The 14,701-nt window shown below is 45.9% G+C and carries 13 protein-coding genes; 8 read left to right on the top strand and 5 right to left on the bottom strand.

Annotated elements, in window-relative coordinates; all coding sequences use genetic code 11:
• Window positions 1-95: 95 nt before the first annotated feature.
• The 4 genes from GVN20_RS13320 to GVN20_RS13305 all read left to right on the top strand — a co-directional run bounded on the left by GVN20_RS13320 (window position 96) and on the right by GVN20_RS13305 (window position 3,933).
• On the top strand, window positions 96-1,046 hold the full coding sequence (locus tag GVN20_RS13320) for an N-acetylornithine carbamoyltransferase (protein ID WP_166558782.1): 951 nt from the start codon (window positions 96-98) through the stop codon (window positions 1,044-1,046).
• A 246-nt stretch (window positions 1,047-1,292) separates the two neighbouring features.
• Window positions 1,293-1,811, top strand: a complete 519-nt coding sequence (locus GVN20_RS13315) for an RNA polymerase sigma factor (protein WP_114068771.1) — start codon at window positions 1,293-1,295, stop codon at window positions 1,809-1,811.
• A 69-nt stretch (window positions 1,812-1,880) separates the two neighbouring features.
• A complete protein-coding gene (locus tag GVN20_RS13310; RefSeq protein ID WP_166558781.1) occupies window positions 1,881-2,789 on the top strand; it encodes a HEAT repeat domain-containing protein in 909 nt (302 codons plus the stop codon).
• 79 nt (window positions 2,790-2,868) lie between these two features.
• Entirely contained in the window at window positions 2,869-3,933 is a 1,065-nt protein-coding gene (locus GVN20_RS13305) for a hypothetical protein (RefSeq protein WP_166558780.1), read from the top strand.
• 79 nt (window positions 3,934-4,012) lie between these two features.
• Here GVN20_RS13305 and GVN20_RS13300 read toward each other — a convergent pair whose 3' ends face one another.
• A complete protein-coding gene (locus GVN20_RS13300) occupies window positions 4,013-5,479 on the bottom strand; it encodes a Gfo/Idh/MocA family protein (RefSeq protein ID WP_166558779.1) in 1,467 nt (488 codons plus the stop codon).
• A 137-nt stretch (window positions 5,480-5,616) separates the two neighbouring features.
• Between GVN20_RS13300 and GVN20_RS13295 the strand changes: the two genes are divergently transcribed.
• Together GVN20_RS13295 and GVN20_RS13290 are read left to right on the top strand one after the other, a co-directional pair.
• Window positions 5,617-6,384, top strand: a complete 768-nt coding sequence (locus GVN20_RS13295) for a M15 family metallopeptidase (protein WP_229599057.1) — start codon at window positions 5,617-5,619, stop codon at window positions 6,382-6,384.
• Window positions 6,385-6,387: 3 nt separating this feature from the next.
• Complete coding sequence (locus tag GVN20_RS13290) at window positions 6,388-7,830, top strand: BamA/TamA family outer membrane protein (protein WP_166558778.1); 1,443 nt, start codon at window positions 6,388-6,390, stop codon at window positions 7,828-7,830.
• 73 nt (window positions 7,831-7,903) lie between these two features.
• Here GVN20_RS13290 and GVN20_RS13285 read toward each other — a convergent pair whose 3' ends face one another.
• On the bottom strand, window positions 7,904-8,374 hold the full coding sequence (locus GVN20_RS13285; RefSeq protein WP_166558777.1) for a carboxypeptidase-like regulatory domain-containing protein: 471 nt from the start codon (window positions 8,372-8,374) through the stop codon (window positions 7,904-7,906).
• A 150-nt stretch (window positions 8,375-8,524) separates the two neighbouring features.
• Between GVN20_RS13285 and GVN20_RS13280 the strand changes: the two genes are divergently transcribed.
• Both GVN20_RS13280 and GVN20_RS13275 read left to right on the top strand, forming a co-directional pair.
• Window positions 8,525-9,124, top strand: coding sequence for a hypothetical protein (locus GVN20_RS13280; RefSeq protein WP_166558776.1), 600 nt, complete (start codon window positions 8,525-8,527; stop codon window positions 9,122-9,124).
• A 47-nt stretch (window positions 9,125-9,171) separates the two neighbouring features.
• Window positions 9,172-10,518, top strand: a complete 1,347-nt coding sequence (locus GVN20_RS13275) for an NAD(P)/FAD-dependent oxidoreductase (RefSeq protein WP_166558775.1) — start codon at window positions 9,172-9,174, stop codon at window positions 10,516-10,518.
• A 70-nt stretch (window positions 10,519-10,588) separates the two neighbouring features.
• On the opposite strand, the gene GVN20_RS13270 is transcribed toward GVN20_RS13275, so the two are convergent.
• The 3 genes from GVN20_RS13270 to eboE all read right to left on the bottom strand — a co-directional run bounded on the left by GVN20_RS13270 (window position 10,589) and on the right by eboE (window position 14,532).
• On the bottom strand, window positions 10,589-11,722 hold the full coding sequence (locus GVN20_RS13270; RefSeq protein ID WP_166558774.1) for an aspartate aminotransferase family protein: 1,134 nt from the start codon (window positions 11,720-11,722) through the stop codon (window positions 10,589-10,591).
• A 214-nt stretch (window positions 11,723-11,936) separates the two neighbouring features.
• Complete coding sequence (locus GVN20_RS13265) at window positions 11,937-13,319, bottom strand: alkaline phosphatase family protein (protein ID WP_166558773.1); 1,383 nt, start codon at window positions 13,317-13,319, stop codon at window positions 11,937-11,939.
• Window positions 13,320-13,338: 19 nt separating this feature from the next.
• On the bottom strand, window positions 13,339-14,532 hold the full coding sequence (eboE, locus tag GVN20_RS13260) for a metabolite traffic protein EboE (protein ID WP_166558772.1): 1,194 nt from the start codon (window positions 14,530-14,532) through the stop codon (window positions 13,339-13,341).
• Between the last annotated feature and the right edge of the window lie 169 nt (window positions 14,533-14,701).

The raw sequence follows: 14,701 nt of genomic DNA, 5'->3' as shown, positions 1-14,701 counted from the left end.
GGTATTGTATTAAAATAGGTCGGTATTGAAACAATTTTGCAATTTTGTTTCAGCATACTACTGCCGTTGAGGCAATCCACCTTCATTTTTTAACGATGCAACATTTCATTTCCGTTCACGATGTCACCGACATTGATGCTCTTGTGCAGGAAGGCCTTCGGCACAAGCAATCTCCTTTTGCGTTTGAACACTTGGGTAAACACAAAACCATCGGTTTATTGTTTTTCAACCAAAGTCTTCGGACGCGCCTAAGCACTCAGCGCGCGGCCCAAAACTTGGGCATGAACACCATGGCGCTCAATGTAGGCCAAGACAGCTGGGGATTGGAGTTGGAAGAAGGCGTAGTAATGGACGGCAACAACGCCGAGCACGTCAAAGAAGCAGCGGCGGTGATGGGAAAATACTGCGATATTTTGGCCGTGCGGGCATTCGCGGGCTTACAAGACCGCGAAAAAGACTATGCCGAAACGGTCATGACGCAGTTCAAAAAATATGCGGGCGTACCCATAGTCAACTTGGAATCGGCCACGCGGCACCCTTTGCAATCGTTGGCCGATTGTATCACCATCGAAGAGTACAAAACCACGACCCGCCCTAAAGTTGTTTTGACATGGGCCCCGCATTTTAAAGCATTGCCGCAGGCCGTCGCCAATTCGTTTTGTGAATGGATGAACCGCCGGGATGTAGAATTCGTAGTAACGCACCCCGAAGGCTACGAATTGTCTCCCAACTACGTGGGTAACGCCAAAGTGATTTACAATCAGGACGAAGCCTTTACGGGCGCTGATTTTATTTACGCCAAAAACTGGTCTTCGTACCAAAACTACGGCCAAGTGCTTACAAGAGACGCGTCGTGGATGATTACAAAACAGAAAATGGAATTGACCAATAACGGCAAATTCATGCACTGCTTGCCCGTAAGACGCAACATGAAAGTAACCGACGAAGTCCTTGATAGTGAACAATCTATCGTAATAGAACAAGCCGGCAACCGTGTATGGTCAGCGCAAGCAGTATTGAAGCGAATTTTGGAGGGATTGGGTTAAAAGTTAGAAAATAAAGAGATAAGCGAAAAATTTAGCGCTTAATCACTCACATACCATTGATTACCCGTTTTCGTATTATTTTCGAGAACGGGTATTTTTATTTATATTTCAAAAAAGATACACCTATAAACCTCTGTATACCAACACTTTTACATTTTATATTCTTCTGTTCAATATTTTTCTATTCCCATAGTGTAACCTTTCCCCTCTCGTTAAGTAATCTCTCTATGAAAACCCAAACAGCCCATGACCGACGAACAGGCCATGTATGCCGTAAGCCAAGGAGATTTAGACAAGGCGGCCATCTTGTACGAACGCTACAAAAAGTCGTTGCTGAACTTCTTCCTTTACCGACAAAGCGACCGTGAAAATGCCCGGGATTTGACCCAACAGGTATTTCTGCGCATGTTGCGCTATCGGCATACGTATCGTGAAGGCGCCTCGTTTCGTACGTGGGTGTTGGAGATTGCCCGCAATGTTTTTTTTGATTACCTAAAACAAAACCCAACGTACTCCGACCTTGCCGATGTTCCGGACATGGGTGAGTCGTATGACGAAACGGAAGAACAGCACCAGTATTTGCATAACGCATTGGCCCAGTTGCCCGACCAATACCGCGAAGTGCTGCTGCTGAGCCGATTTCAGAATATGAGTTACGAAGAAATCGGTCAAACGCTGGGTCTATCGGTCGCCAATGTGAAAGTACGGGTGTTTAGGGCCATGCAGAAATTACGGGATTTATATTTTAACGTAAGCAGTGAATAGCAAAGAAGAGAGAAATAAAATCGGCCATTTATCAAAACTTCTTCAACGATTACCAAACGTAAAAAGACGATGTTAAACGAACAAATCATAACGGACTACCTGATGGGGCATCTTTCTGAGGCAGAACGGATTGTGTTTGAGCAGCGACTTACTTCCGACCTCGTTTTGCGGAAAGAGGTAGAAGAGTTGAGGCGCGTTTGGCAGGACCTCCAAAACGCCGAAGCCGAAACCGACGACGAAATGGATGCCGTGTTCTATCGTTCGCTGCAAGGTGAAAAAATGCTTGAAACTACGATTGTAGCGCTCAAACCTCAGCCTTGGCTCACGTACCTGAAGTATGCCGCTGCCGTAGCAGGTGTAGTGATTACGTTTTGGCTCGGCCGTCAAACTGCTCCTACGCAAATTGAATACCGGACCATCACCGCCACGCCACCCGTTTCGAAATCCATTGACCGTCAACAATCATTACCCGAAACCGTAACAGAGGCGGTCAATTTAACCGACCAACCCAAGAAAAAGCCAAAAGAAGAAACGATTTCCCAACAAATTGCAACGCTGAGACGGGAGATGAAAATGACGCAGGAATTGGTGATTTTAAGTCTTTTGAAACACCAATCGGCTTCGGAACGACTCAAGGGGCTCAATTATGCCGCGGCGCTCAACAACCCTAAGCCTGCCGTTATTCAGGCCTTAATCAAAACCCTGCGAGAAGATGAAAGTTTGAACGTGCGCCTCTCCACCATCGAAACACTGGAGCGATTTAAACAAACCGACGAAGTCAAAAAAGTATTGGTCAATCAACTTACCCAAACATCTGAACCTACCGAGCAAACAACGCTCATCGAAACACTGGTGCGAATGCGCGTAAAAGAAAGTTTGCCCATCTTTGAACAACTTCAAAAAGACGAAAAAGTGGACAGGTCCGTGCGGCTTTTGGCCGGAAGCGGTATCGGAGAACTGGCCATGATTACTGATTAATGTACGCGTACCTATTGGCCCAAAAGGGGCCCAAATCACTCAATTCAAAACTAAATAATAAATAATTCCAGATAAAGCCATGCAAAAATTCATGCTTTTCGTGTGTACGTTGGCCATTGCCAGCAGCACTTTTGCCCAAGCCCCCAAAACCTTCAAGACCAAGTTTAGCGGAGCCAACAAACGGGTAATTATGGACATCGACGCCAAACAACTTGATATTGAAGGATATAAAGGCGACGAAATCATCATCGAAGCCCAAAATGTACCCGATGTACCCAAAGAAGCGGACGGCCTTCGCCCGTTGTCGGCGGGAGGGGTAGACAATACAAACCTTGGTTTGACGGCCAATGCCAACGGCGATGTGCTTAAAATCAACGTAGTAATGAAAGGGAAAGCCACTTATAAAATTAAAATTCCGCAAGAATTATCATTGGTGGTAAAAAAGCGCAACTCTTGCTCTTGCAACGAATTGGGAATGTCTATCTCAGGCATGGAAGGGAGCATTGAGGTCAACACCAATTACGAAGATATCACGCTTACAGACGTCACCGGCCCGATTGTAGCCAACTCCAGCCAGGGCAAAATTAAAGTGGTTTACGACGAAAAAATGCCCGAAAAGCCTTCTTCTATTGTCAGTTACGGCGATAATATCGACGTGACGGTTTCGGACAAAGCAAAGGTATTGTTCAGCGTCAGTTCTTCCGAGGGCAACATGTTTACCGACTTGGATTTAAAACCTTACACCCCTGATCCTAAAACCTTAGAAGAAGAGAAGAAAACAGCCGAGAATGTGCGTGAAATCGCAAAAAAAGCCCAAATGGACCGAGAAATGGCCGCTAACGCGTGGAAATCAAACGGTGAACCAACGGTGGTCGTTGGTCAGCAAATACACGGAACAACTACTGGAACCGCCACCATTCGCGGTAATGCTTCGGCTCCCAATGTGGTCGGAATCAGAACGTACGGAGGAGATGACAATGTGGTTATAGCTGGCCAAAACGCCACCTACTATTCATTCTCGGATGGGCAGTATAAATTCTGGGACAGCGACCGTAACGCCCCCAAATACGTCCTCAATGACCCACAAACCAAAATTTCTATTCGCACTACCCACGGCAATGTATATCTGCGCAAAAAGAAATAAATCATTGCAGCATTTAAGAATAATTACAAAAAAAGAGCCGCAAAATGTTTGCGGCTCTTCTGGTTTATTACCCAATCGTTTAGACTAATTTCCAGCCGTCGCGGTAAGGACGTGACACAAATTGGTTGGCGTCTTCGAAGTTAGTAATCTTCATGTCCGTACCGTTCCACAAGAGTTTCTTGCGGCCGTAATAATCAAAGCCATTGCCTTGCGGCTTGCGGAGCATATAGCTACGGATGGCCAAGTTACCCATCAACACCGTTTCGGTCAAAGGTCCTGAGTAATCAAACGACGATGTTAAGCCTTTGTGCTTGTCGCTGCCGAATCCTGCTTTACAAGCTTCTGTCCAGTGGATTTGATGGCCATACTCAGGCATATTGACTGGCGCAGCATGTTTGCTGTCTTTCGCCATCACGATTTTATCCCCGTTTTTCATATAAATCTTAGGGTTATTGCCGTACATATCGCAAGCAATGATACCCTTCGTTCCTATCATTAACACCCCGTTTGCTCCGTTGCCATCGGTGCTGAGGGGCTCACTTGCTGGAATCCAATCGGGGTGGAAAGGCCGCAAACCGCCGTCCATCCAAATCATTTTCATTTCGGTTTTGTTCTTGGCTGTAGCTGGGAACTTAATCTCAACCGACGACGACGGCGGACATCCTTCTGGAATCCACTCTGGTTGCCAATCTTTGATAAAGACCGCGCCCACGCTGCACTCTACCTCGGTAGGGTAGTTCAGTCCCAACACCCGGAAAGGAGTGTCGATGGTATGGCAGCCGATGTCGCCCAAAGCACCAGTTCCAAAGTTCCACCAGCCGCGCCATTTGAACGGGTGGTAGCCAGGGTGATAATCTACCATCTGTGCGGGGCCAATCCACTGATCCCAAGCAATACCTTCAGGCATATCGGGCTTACCCGTGGGAGTAGGAATACCTTGCGGCCAAACAGGGCGGTTAGTCCAAATCTGAACGGTATGAACTGGCCCAATCATGCCTTTATCAAACCACTCTACCATTTGGCGTTGTGCGGGATTTGAGGCGCCTTGGTTTCCCATCTGCGTCACTACCTTGTACTTGCGCGCGGCTTCGGTAAGCATGCGTGCTTCGTAGATATTGTGCGTGAGGGGCTTTTGTACATATACATGTTTGCCCAGTTGCATCGCCGCCATTGCAATGACCGCGTGATTGTGGTCGGGAGTTGAAATAGTGACCGCGTCAATGTTTTTCCCTTCCTTTTCAAACATTACCCGCCAATCTTTGTATTTTGCAGCGTTTGGAAAACGCTCGATGGACTTGGCGGCTTGCTTGTAGTCTACATCACAAAGAGCCGTTACGTTATTAACGCCGTTGTTGGACGCATTAAAAATATCACTGGTTCCTTTTCCTCCCGCACCAATGGCGGCCAAATTCAATTTGTCAGAAGGAGCCGTAAAGCCCTTCCCTAATACGTGGCGAGGAACAATAAAAAAACTACCCACGGCCATCGCACTTTTCTGAACAAAGTCCCGGCGCGATACCGTCATGTCTTTTGGTTTGAATTTCATCTCTTGTTAAAGGTTTGTTTTAAACTACGAACAGACGAATACAAAAGCAGGCTCAGCGGAGTAGCTACCGTTGTATGAAATGGTTTTTTAAAAAATATGAATAAACAATGCTTATTTTTGACTTTCCGAAAAAAGTCATGACAAAAGAAATACGCCATTATAACATTGTTGGGCTATTGTTTGGCGTTAAAGATTCGTTGAGCGTAGTGATAAAAAAGTATATGATACCTAAAGTGATTGTCGCTGGGGTCCTTATGACGCTGGGCGTGAATGGTTATGGTCAAACGAAAATAAGTGCCTTTGAACGAAAATTCATTGACCGTGGCTTGGTGGATGTTCAGAAATTGGACCCTACCCTCAAAGTAGAATTGAAGTACTCTACCACCGATAATTTTATCAAAGAAGATGTTTATGGCGATTTGGAGCGGGCGTATCTGCAACCCATGGCCGCCGAAAAACTGGTAAAAGCCAATAAGTTTCTGAAACAAGAAAAGCCCAACTATACGCTTTTGGTCTACGACGGGGCCCGCCCTCGGAGTGTAACCAAGATTTTTTGGGCGCGCATGAGCCACTTGCCTTATAACCGTCGTGAAGATTTTGTGGCCGACCCCGCCCGTGGCTCAATCCATAATTTTGGCTGCGCCGTCGACCTGACCATTGCCGATGAAAAAGGCCAACCGCTGGACATGGGCACCATTTTTGATTTTTTTGGAGAACTGGCCGAGCCACGCCGCGAAACCGCCATGCTAAAAGCGGGCAAGCTCACCAAGCAACAATTAGAAAATCGTAAATTGCTCCGACGCGTGATGATCAAAGCAGGCTACACGTCTATTCAGACCGAATGGTGGCACTACAATGCTATGTCGAGAGAGAAAGCCAAAGTTAAATATGGGTTTATTGAGTAAACTATGCTTCTTCTCAACCTATTTCACGCTTTTTGGTTAACTATCTCGGGTATTTCTGCGGATACTACTGAAAAAATTGTGGTTCGTCAAGTAACCTTCATGGGCAATTTTCGCACACGTGAACGTATCATTCGGCGTGAGATGGACGTGCGCGCTGCCGATACGCTAACCCGACAAAAACTGGATTCATTGCTCGAATATGACCGCCGTAAAATCCTGAATACCAACTTGTTTGTAACGGCCGAATTAAAACAAAAACCCGTAGTTGATACCACTCAACTCGTGTACATAACCGCCGACGGCAAGCGCATCGGGAATCTAAAAGAGATTGACATTGACGTCATTGTGAAAGAACAATGGTACATGCTGGCGTTTCCAGTGTTTCAATTAGCCGACCGCAACTTTAATGAATGGTGGTACGAACGCGACCGTGATTTTAGCCGAACGATTTACGGCGTTTATGCCCTGCACCAAAACTTGACTGGCAACAACGACCGCCTACGGCTGCGGGCGGAGTTTGGTTTTATTCCCCGTTTGGATATTTACTACTCAACGCCTTATCTCGACAAAAAACAACGAATGGGCTTGACCATCGGTATATTACGGATTACAAATCGCACCTTGGCTTACCGTACCAACAGCGACAAATTGATGTTTTTGGGCAGCGAAAGTCGCACCCGCGAGCGAATTGTACCGTATCTGACCATTACCCACCGACCCAAATTTTACGGCCATCACTCGTTTAGCGCCCAATATTCCATTACTTCCGTTACCGACACCATCGCGCGCCTCAACCCGAATTATTTCCTCAATGGCATCAAACGTCAAAATTACCTTCAACTTTCCTATTCACACTTTTATGACCGCCGCGACCGTGGGCAGTATGCCCTGAAAGGATTTTATTACGGTTTTAACGTCAGTCAATCGGGCATTTTACCCAAAGATGACGTCCGTTTATCTGAAGCTACGCTAAGCTTCGGGCACTACGTTCCTTTGGCCAAAAAACTTTTTTTCAGTTACCAGACCAAAGCTAAGTTTTCAACGCCAGGGCGGCAACCCTTTTTGCAGATTCGCGGCTTAGGTTACGGGGGTGATTTGGTGCGAGGATACGAACTATATGTGGTTGACGGGCAGCATTTTGGGTACGCAAAAACCAATCTTCGGTATCAATTGCTTAATCGCACATTTAACCTGAGCAAGCTCATCAAGTTCCGACAGTTCAATACTTTTCCGTTGGCGATTTATCCCAATATCTACGCCGATTTCGGGTATTCTCGCAATCAATACCCGGAACTGAACAACAGCAAGTTGGCCAATCGCCTTTTGGCAGGCGGCGGTATAGGCATCGACTTTGTATCTTGGTACAATTTCGTAGGGCACCTCAATTACTCCATCAATCACTTGGGCGAAGCGCGCCCTTACTTTTCGTTTGGGCGTGAGTTTTAATGCTTTCTGGGGTTCTTAATTAGGTTCATAAATCCACGCATCTTTCGCTACGCTAAATTCTGCGGTGCCGAGTTTATACCCCCGGCTGAAGCAAGAGCGCCTTGATAATATCGGCTTCGCCAAACACGACTGGGATGCGACGTAGGCTCTTGGCATCAAGTTTCAGCGTGCTCATTTCAATGCTTGAAACATTGGCGTCTTCTCGGTTGGTTTTGACCGTTACTTCGTCCAACTGCTTAAATTCTTCGGCCAATTCAAACACATAACGGATGTCTTTTTTAGGTTCAAAATAGCGCATTTTGGGATAATACCCCACGGCCGTAGCCCGTAGATTGAAGCCCGTAGAAGGCACCGTAAGGGTATAATTCCCGCTGCTGTCGGAGGTAGTGCCAACGTTGGAATTAAGCATTTGGATGGATGCCCCGCTGATGGGTTTCTGGGTTGTTTTGTTAATTATTTGCCCGAATAATCGAATTTGACCCTTCACTTCGTAGACACATAACAAAGAAGCAATCAGAAAGAAAGCAGTAAAATGGTGTTTCATAGGTTAAGAGAATCGCTTATGGGGGCGTTCTTCTCCTTCAAAAATAGAATATTTTATAAAAAACTTTTCATTTTAGTTTTTAAAAAAACCATTAATTGCGACGAACTCCGTAAATATGTTACTTTCGCACTAGTATCATATCTCTAACCAATGAAAGTAAATTTTACAAAACAAATTTGTTTTACATTTTTGGTAGCCATCAGCGCTATCTGGATATGCTCATGCGACACGAAGAATCAGCAGGCAGGCGAGGTCGAAAAACCAGCCGTAGATTCTTTATCTGGCCCAACAACGAATGTTCCCAATACCAGTCAGTCTGAGTTGCTCCAAACGGTTTTGGGGAAACCAGGAGGCGATTTTCGTGGGGTGAAGTTTGGCGACCCTATCAGTAAAATCAAGGAGTTGGAGTCATTTGAATTGTTTGAAGACAGCACCGACCACGTCGGATTCACGTATGAAACCGAAAATTTTGAAGCGATTGATGTGATGTATTATCTCGATAAAAATCAATTGCTCAATGGTATTCGCATCGATGTGTACCTCAACGATGCCGCTTCTGTTAAGGGGCTTTGGACGCAGTTTGAGACTTATTTATCTGGTAAATATGTCATGGATAAAAAGCAAGGTAAAGTCGCTTTCTGGAAAGACAAAGGCGGCAGAATGGTAAAATTGGAAGATGTGAGTAAAGGAAAAGATTTTGGATTAAGATTGAGCATCGGAACAAAAGGGATGAAAACAATGCCGATGTAATTTTTGCTTTTCATACCCTAAAGCGGCGGGTTTTAACTTCTACATTTATGCACATTATCATCGTCGGCAACGGTATTGCGGGAATTACGGCAGCACGGCATATTCGCAAAAACAGCGACGCCCGAATCACGGTTATTTCAAAAGAAACCGACCATTTTTTTTCCCGTACGGCGTTGATGTACGTGTACATGGGGCACCAAAAATACGAACACCTCAAACCCTACGAAGATTGGTTTTGGGCTAAAAATCGCATTGAATTAGTGCGCGGTACCGTTGAAACTATTGATTTTGACAAAAAATCAATCCACCTTTCTCCCGATAGCTATCAGGTCAACTACAAACCCTCACTGTGGGAACGGATGACAAAAGTTGCACCCAAACAAACGCCTCAGCAAGTCATCACTTCTGCTGAACTGACCTACGATAAACTCATTTTAGCCACGGGTTCGGTACCGAAAATGGGCGATTGGAAAGGCCGCGACTTGGAGGGTGTTCAGGGATTGTATAGTTATCAGGATTTAGAATTACTTGAAAAAAATACGCCCAATCTCCAAAAAGCGGTGATTGCAGGCGGGGGATTGATTGGTGTAGAGTTCGCCGAGATGCTGCACACGCGCCACATTCCTGTCTCGCTATTGGTACGTGAAAAAAGCTATTGGAACGGCGTTCTGCCCGACGAAGAGTCGGCACTGGTGACGCAACATTTGCAAAAACACGGCCTTGACTTGCGTTTCAATACTGAAATAAAGGAAATCAAAGGACAAAAACGGGTTGAAGGAATAGAAACCAACGAAGGAGAAACCATTGAATGTCAGTTGGTTGGGTTGACCATTGGCGTAACACCTAATGTTTCATTCCTTGCTTCGGAGTCTTCTCCACTGAAAATTAACCGGGGGATTGTAGTCAACGAATACCTTGAAACAAATCTGCCCGACGTGTACGCCATCGGCGATTGCGTGGAGCACCAAACACCGATGGTAGGCCGAAAACCGATTGAACAAATCTGGTATACGGGGCGCATCATGGGTGAAACCGTAGCACAAACGATTTGCGGCACACGCACTGCTTACCAGCCAGGCGTATTTTTCAACTCAGCCAAATTTTTTGACCTTGAATACCAAACCTACGGGGATGTACCGTCGAAATTACCCAAAGGAATCAACACTTTTTATTGGCAACATCCCGACAAAGAAGTAGCAATACGCATTAACTATCGCACCGAAAGCGAGGCGGTCACGGGTTTCAACGCCTTAGGCACCCGACTCCGCCATGCCGTGTGTGAGGCTTGGATTAAAGAAAAGAAAACGATTGACTACGTTCTCAAAAACTTCCAACAGGCCAACTTCGACCCTGAGTTTTTTGAAAAGTATGAGCTGCCATCGCCTTCAGTATAGCCACCCAGCAACTGCACAAAAAAAGTGCAGGATTGAGGAATCCTGCACTGCGTATCATTCTAGCAAAGGTCTACGCCATTACGCGTACTTCTTTGCTCAATGCTTCTAAAAATAAATCTACTTCCGCTTTTGTAACGGCTAGAGAAGGCAGCAAACGGATAGTACTTTTGCCTGCAACGCCCGTAAACAGCTTATAATCAAAGAGTAACTTATTCCGTAAATCTTCTACTGGAAAGTCATATTCAATTCCAATCATCAACCCACGACCGCGTAGTTCTTTGTATCCACCGATTTCGGTCAGGCTTTTCATTAAATATTCTCCAACTTCCGTGGCATTGTTCATCAGATTTTCATCCTTCATAATGTCCAATACTGCAATTCCTGCGGCACAAGCGAGGTGGTTTCCTCCAAAAGTTGTGCCGAGCATTCCGTATTTGGCCTGAAACTTGGGTGAAATCAGCACGCCTGCAATCGGGAAGCCATTGCCCATGCCTTTGGCCGTGGTATAAAGGTCGGCTTGGAGATTTGGGTAATGTTGATTGGAGAAAAATTTGCCCGAACGACCGTAGCCGCACTGTACACTATCTAGGATAAACGTGGTATTGGTCTCATCGCATTTTTCACGAATAGCGCGCAGGAATTCTTCCGACGCCACCTGAATCCCACCCACTCCTTGAATACCTTCCACAATCACCGCACAGACATCCGTCATATCGTGTTGGCGAACGGCCTCGGCGTCATTGAAAGGTAAAAAAGTAACGTGCGCGTTGTAGTTTACGGGCGCCACAATAGAAGGATTGTCAGTAATGGCTACCGCACCCGCCGTACGTCCGTGGAATGCTTTTGTAAATGCCACTACTTTTTTGCCACCATTATAAAACGAGGCTAATTTGAGCGCATTTTCGTTGGCTTCGGCCCCTGAATTACACAAGAAGAGTGTATAATCTGGGCAGCCCGACAATTCTCCAAGTTTTTGGGCGAGTTCATCCTGTAACGGTATCCTGACGGAGTTGGAGTAAAAGTTAATTCGTCGCAACTGTTCCGTCATTTTTTCGACGTAATGCGGGTGGCAATGACCCACAGAAATCACGGCGTGACCGCCGTAAAGGTCGAGGTATTTCTCGCCTTTGCTGTCCCAGAGCCAGGAGCCTTGCGCCCGGACGGGTTCGATGTCGTAAATCGGATAAACGTTAAACAGGTTCATGGTCAAAAGACTAAAAATTTGACAAAGATAGAGAATGTTGAATTACGAATTACGAATCATGAACCACAAATGAAGTATGCATTTGATTATCAGCTTCTTAGTTTTATGTATTGAAGCTCGATTATACTAAATTTTGAACTTATCCTTTCGTACAGAGTTAAATTCTTACGGCAAGAAGGTCATGGCTAAAGCCAATATCAACAAAGAATCGGCTTTAGCCATGACTTTCAGGCTTAACCAAATGCTCCCAAATCACATCATACACTTCCACCGCTTCTAATTCTTTTTTGGGTAACGGTTGGTCAGTGACGCAAATCGGGTAAAATTCTTTGGGTGCGCTGATGCCCCCGTGCGAGCCTTTGACCAAGGTAGCATCCAAGGGGATCACATCCATTAAGTAGCGAAAACCCAGCAACTTACGACCCAATTTATAACCTGCCCGCAGTTTAATAAATGGATTTTTTGGGTCCATAAACATCTCGACGGGGTCATAGCCGGGCTTGCGGTGAATATCAACCAAATGCGCATAATCGGGGGCTTTGGCGTCGTCTAACCAGTAATAGTACGTAAACCAACTGTCAGGAGCGGCTACGGCAACCAAATCGCCCGAACGTTCGTGGTCGAGGTGATGAGCCTTTTTGCCCGCCTCGTCCAACACCATTTCGATGCCTGGTGTCTGTTCCAGCCGCTTTTTCACTTGCTCTTTTACCGACGGGTCGTTAAGGTAGATGTGCGCAATCTGATGATCGGCGGTGGCAAAGGCTTTGGAAGCACCCGCGTCCAAGAGTTCGTACCAACGTTCGGTACGAACCGCAATCAAGCCATCTTCGCGCAGAATCCGATTGATATGAACGGGCCGATTAACGGCGTTGATGCCATATTCCGAAAGTAAGATAATTTTGGTGTTTTTGGCTTCGTAAAACCGCACCAACTCCTCCACAACCTGGTCTATTTCATTTAATTCTTTGCTGATTTTGGAGAAATCAGGGCCGAATTTTTGTAAACAATAATCTAAATGCGGCAGATAGATGAGCGTAAGCGTAGGGTTATGTTTGTTGTCTACCCACATCGAAGCATCGGCAATCCACTTTGTTGATTTGATGTTGGCGTTGGGGCCCCAAAAATTAAACAACGGAAATTGTCCTAAATCCTTCTGCAATTCATCGCGCAGACTCGCGGGATAAGCGTAGCAATCAGGGGCTTTGACGCCATCGGCGTGGTATTGGGGGCGAGGCGTAACCGAATAGTCGGCGGTAGAATACATATTGTACCACCAAAACATTTTGGAGCAGGTAAACGACGGGTCTTGCTGTTTGGCCGCGTCCCAAATTTTGTCGGCTTTCACGAGTTTATTGGACTGCTTCCAAAACTTCACTTCGGCATCGTCGCGGTCGTACCAGCCGTTGGCCACAATACCGTGTTGCGAAGGCCATTTTCCCGTTACGTAACAACTCTGAGACGTGGTCGTGACGGCGGGTAAAACGGGTTTAATGGGCGTAATATGACGCGCCTTAACGTAGTTGCTCAAAAAAGGAGTATGTTCTCCCAACAGGTTGGCACTCAACCCTACAATATCTATGACGACGGTTTTTTGCATGTTGTTATAAAATAATAAACTACAATTGCCCACGCACCCATTCCAACTCCCGCACAATCGACTCACCGATTGGCTTTTGCATATCAGCGGGCAATACCCCCCACGTGTAAGTTTCTACTTCCAAATGTTGCGTAAAAGGCGTGGCTTTTTGTACGTTGAGAGTGTTTACGATGTCACCTTGGGTAGAATCAAGTAAGCCATAAGACTCAATAAATAGCGGTACGTGAAAGTGAATACGCCACTCTGTTTGTTGGTCGGTATCTGCCGCTAAAGCTTCTGGTAAATCGCGGTATTTCTGAAAAGTGCCATCCATATTTTTAGCAACCACCTGATGCAAATACACTGGCTCGTCAAACGACTGAATCGCTTTTAGTTTTTCTTCCCTGTTTTCTCGTAAATCAATTTTAATAGCCGAGCTGATTTGGATTTTTCCGACGCGTATACCCAACTCATTCAATTGATTGACAATGGTTTGTGGTTCTTCATAGCTCACCGCGAAATGGCACACGTCGTAGCACAACTGAATATGCGTCAGTAGCGCTTCTTTGGCGTCTTCGGGCGAAAAATCGTGGGTTCCCTGTAAATGTGCAATACCCTTCGGTAAAAAATAATCGGCGTACCAGTCGATAAATTCCTGCCCATTTTCCAAGATTCCATCGGGCTCTGGCTCAATGTCGAGGTGCATTACCTTACCCGTAGTACGACGCAGCTCTATCAAGGTTTCGGCCACTTGAAGAATATTTTCGGTGGCGATTTTGATGGCTTGTTGGGTCTCTTCTTCACCCTGCCACCAATAGCGGTACGACAACGGAGAGGTAGAAACACCCCCCTCCATGCCATCGGGCAGCAGTTGCGCTAAGATTTGGAAGAGGCGTTTGGTGTATTCAGTACGGTCTGTGGTAGTCCAATCGGGCGTATGTACATCGTCTTTTACCCGCGTAGCATGGAAGCCGCCGTAGGGAAAACCATTCATCGTGAACACGTAAATATCATTGGCGGCCAACCATGCCTTGAATTCTGCCAGCCGCTCGGGATTGGAGAGTTCAATAGACGCATCATTGGCCAGACGCAAACCTAAAGCAAAAGGCGTATTGGATGAAAGTTGATTTTTTATAAAGGGGAGATTGTCCTGTAAAGTCTTAAAATGCTCATCCCAACGTTCGCCGGGGTGGATATTGCTGCAATAAGTGAGGTGTCCGTGGGGGGTTTGCATATTGGTTGATGTAGAAAATGGTTTGGAATACCGCTATCATCAATAAAGTGATTGTCGGTCAAAAATTACTTTGTCACCCCATTAGCGCCTCAAGGCCCTTACAAGGTGACAAAGTAATTTTTAGCAATAAAAGTATGTGTCGGTTTACCAATAATGATTTCAAAAATCG

This window comes from Runella sp. CRIBMP, assembly GCF_009905605.1.
Taxonomy (GTDB): Bacteria; Bacteroidota; Bacteroidia; order Cytophagales; family Spirosomataceae; genus Runella.
The sequence above is the reverse complement of the archived record's forward strand: the minus strand, read 5'-3'. Positions and strand labels throughout refer to the sequence as shown.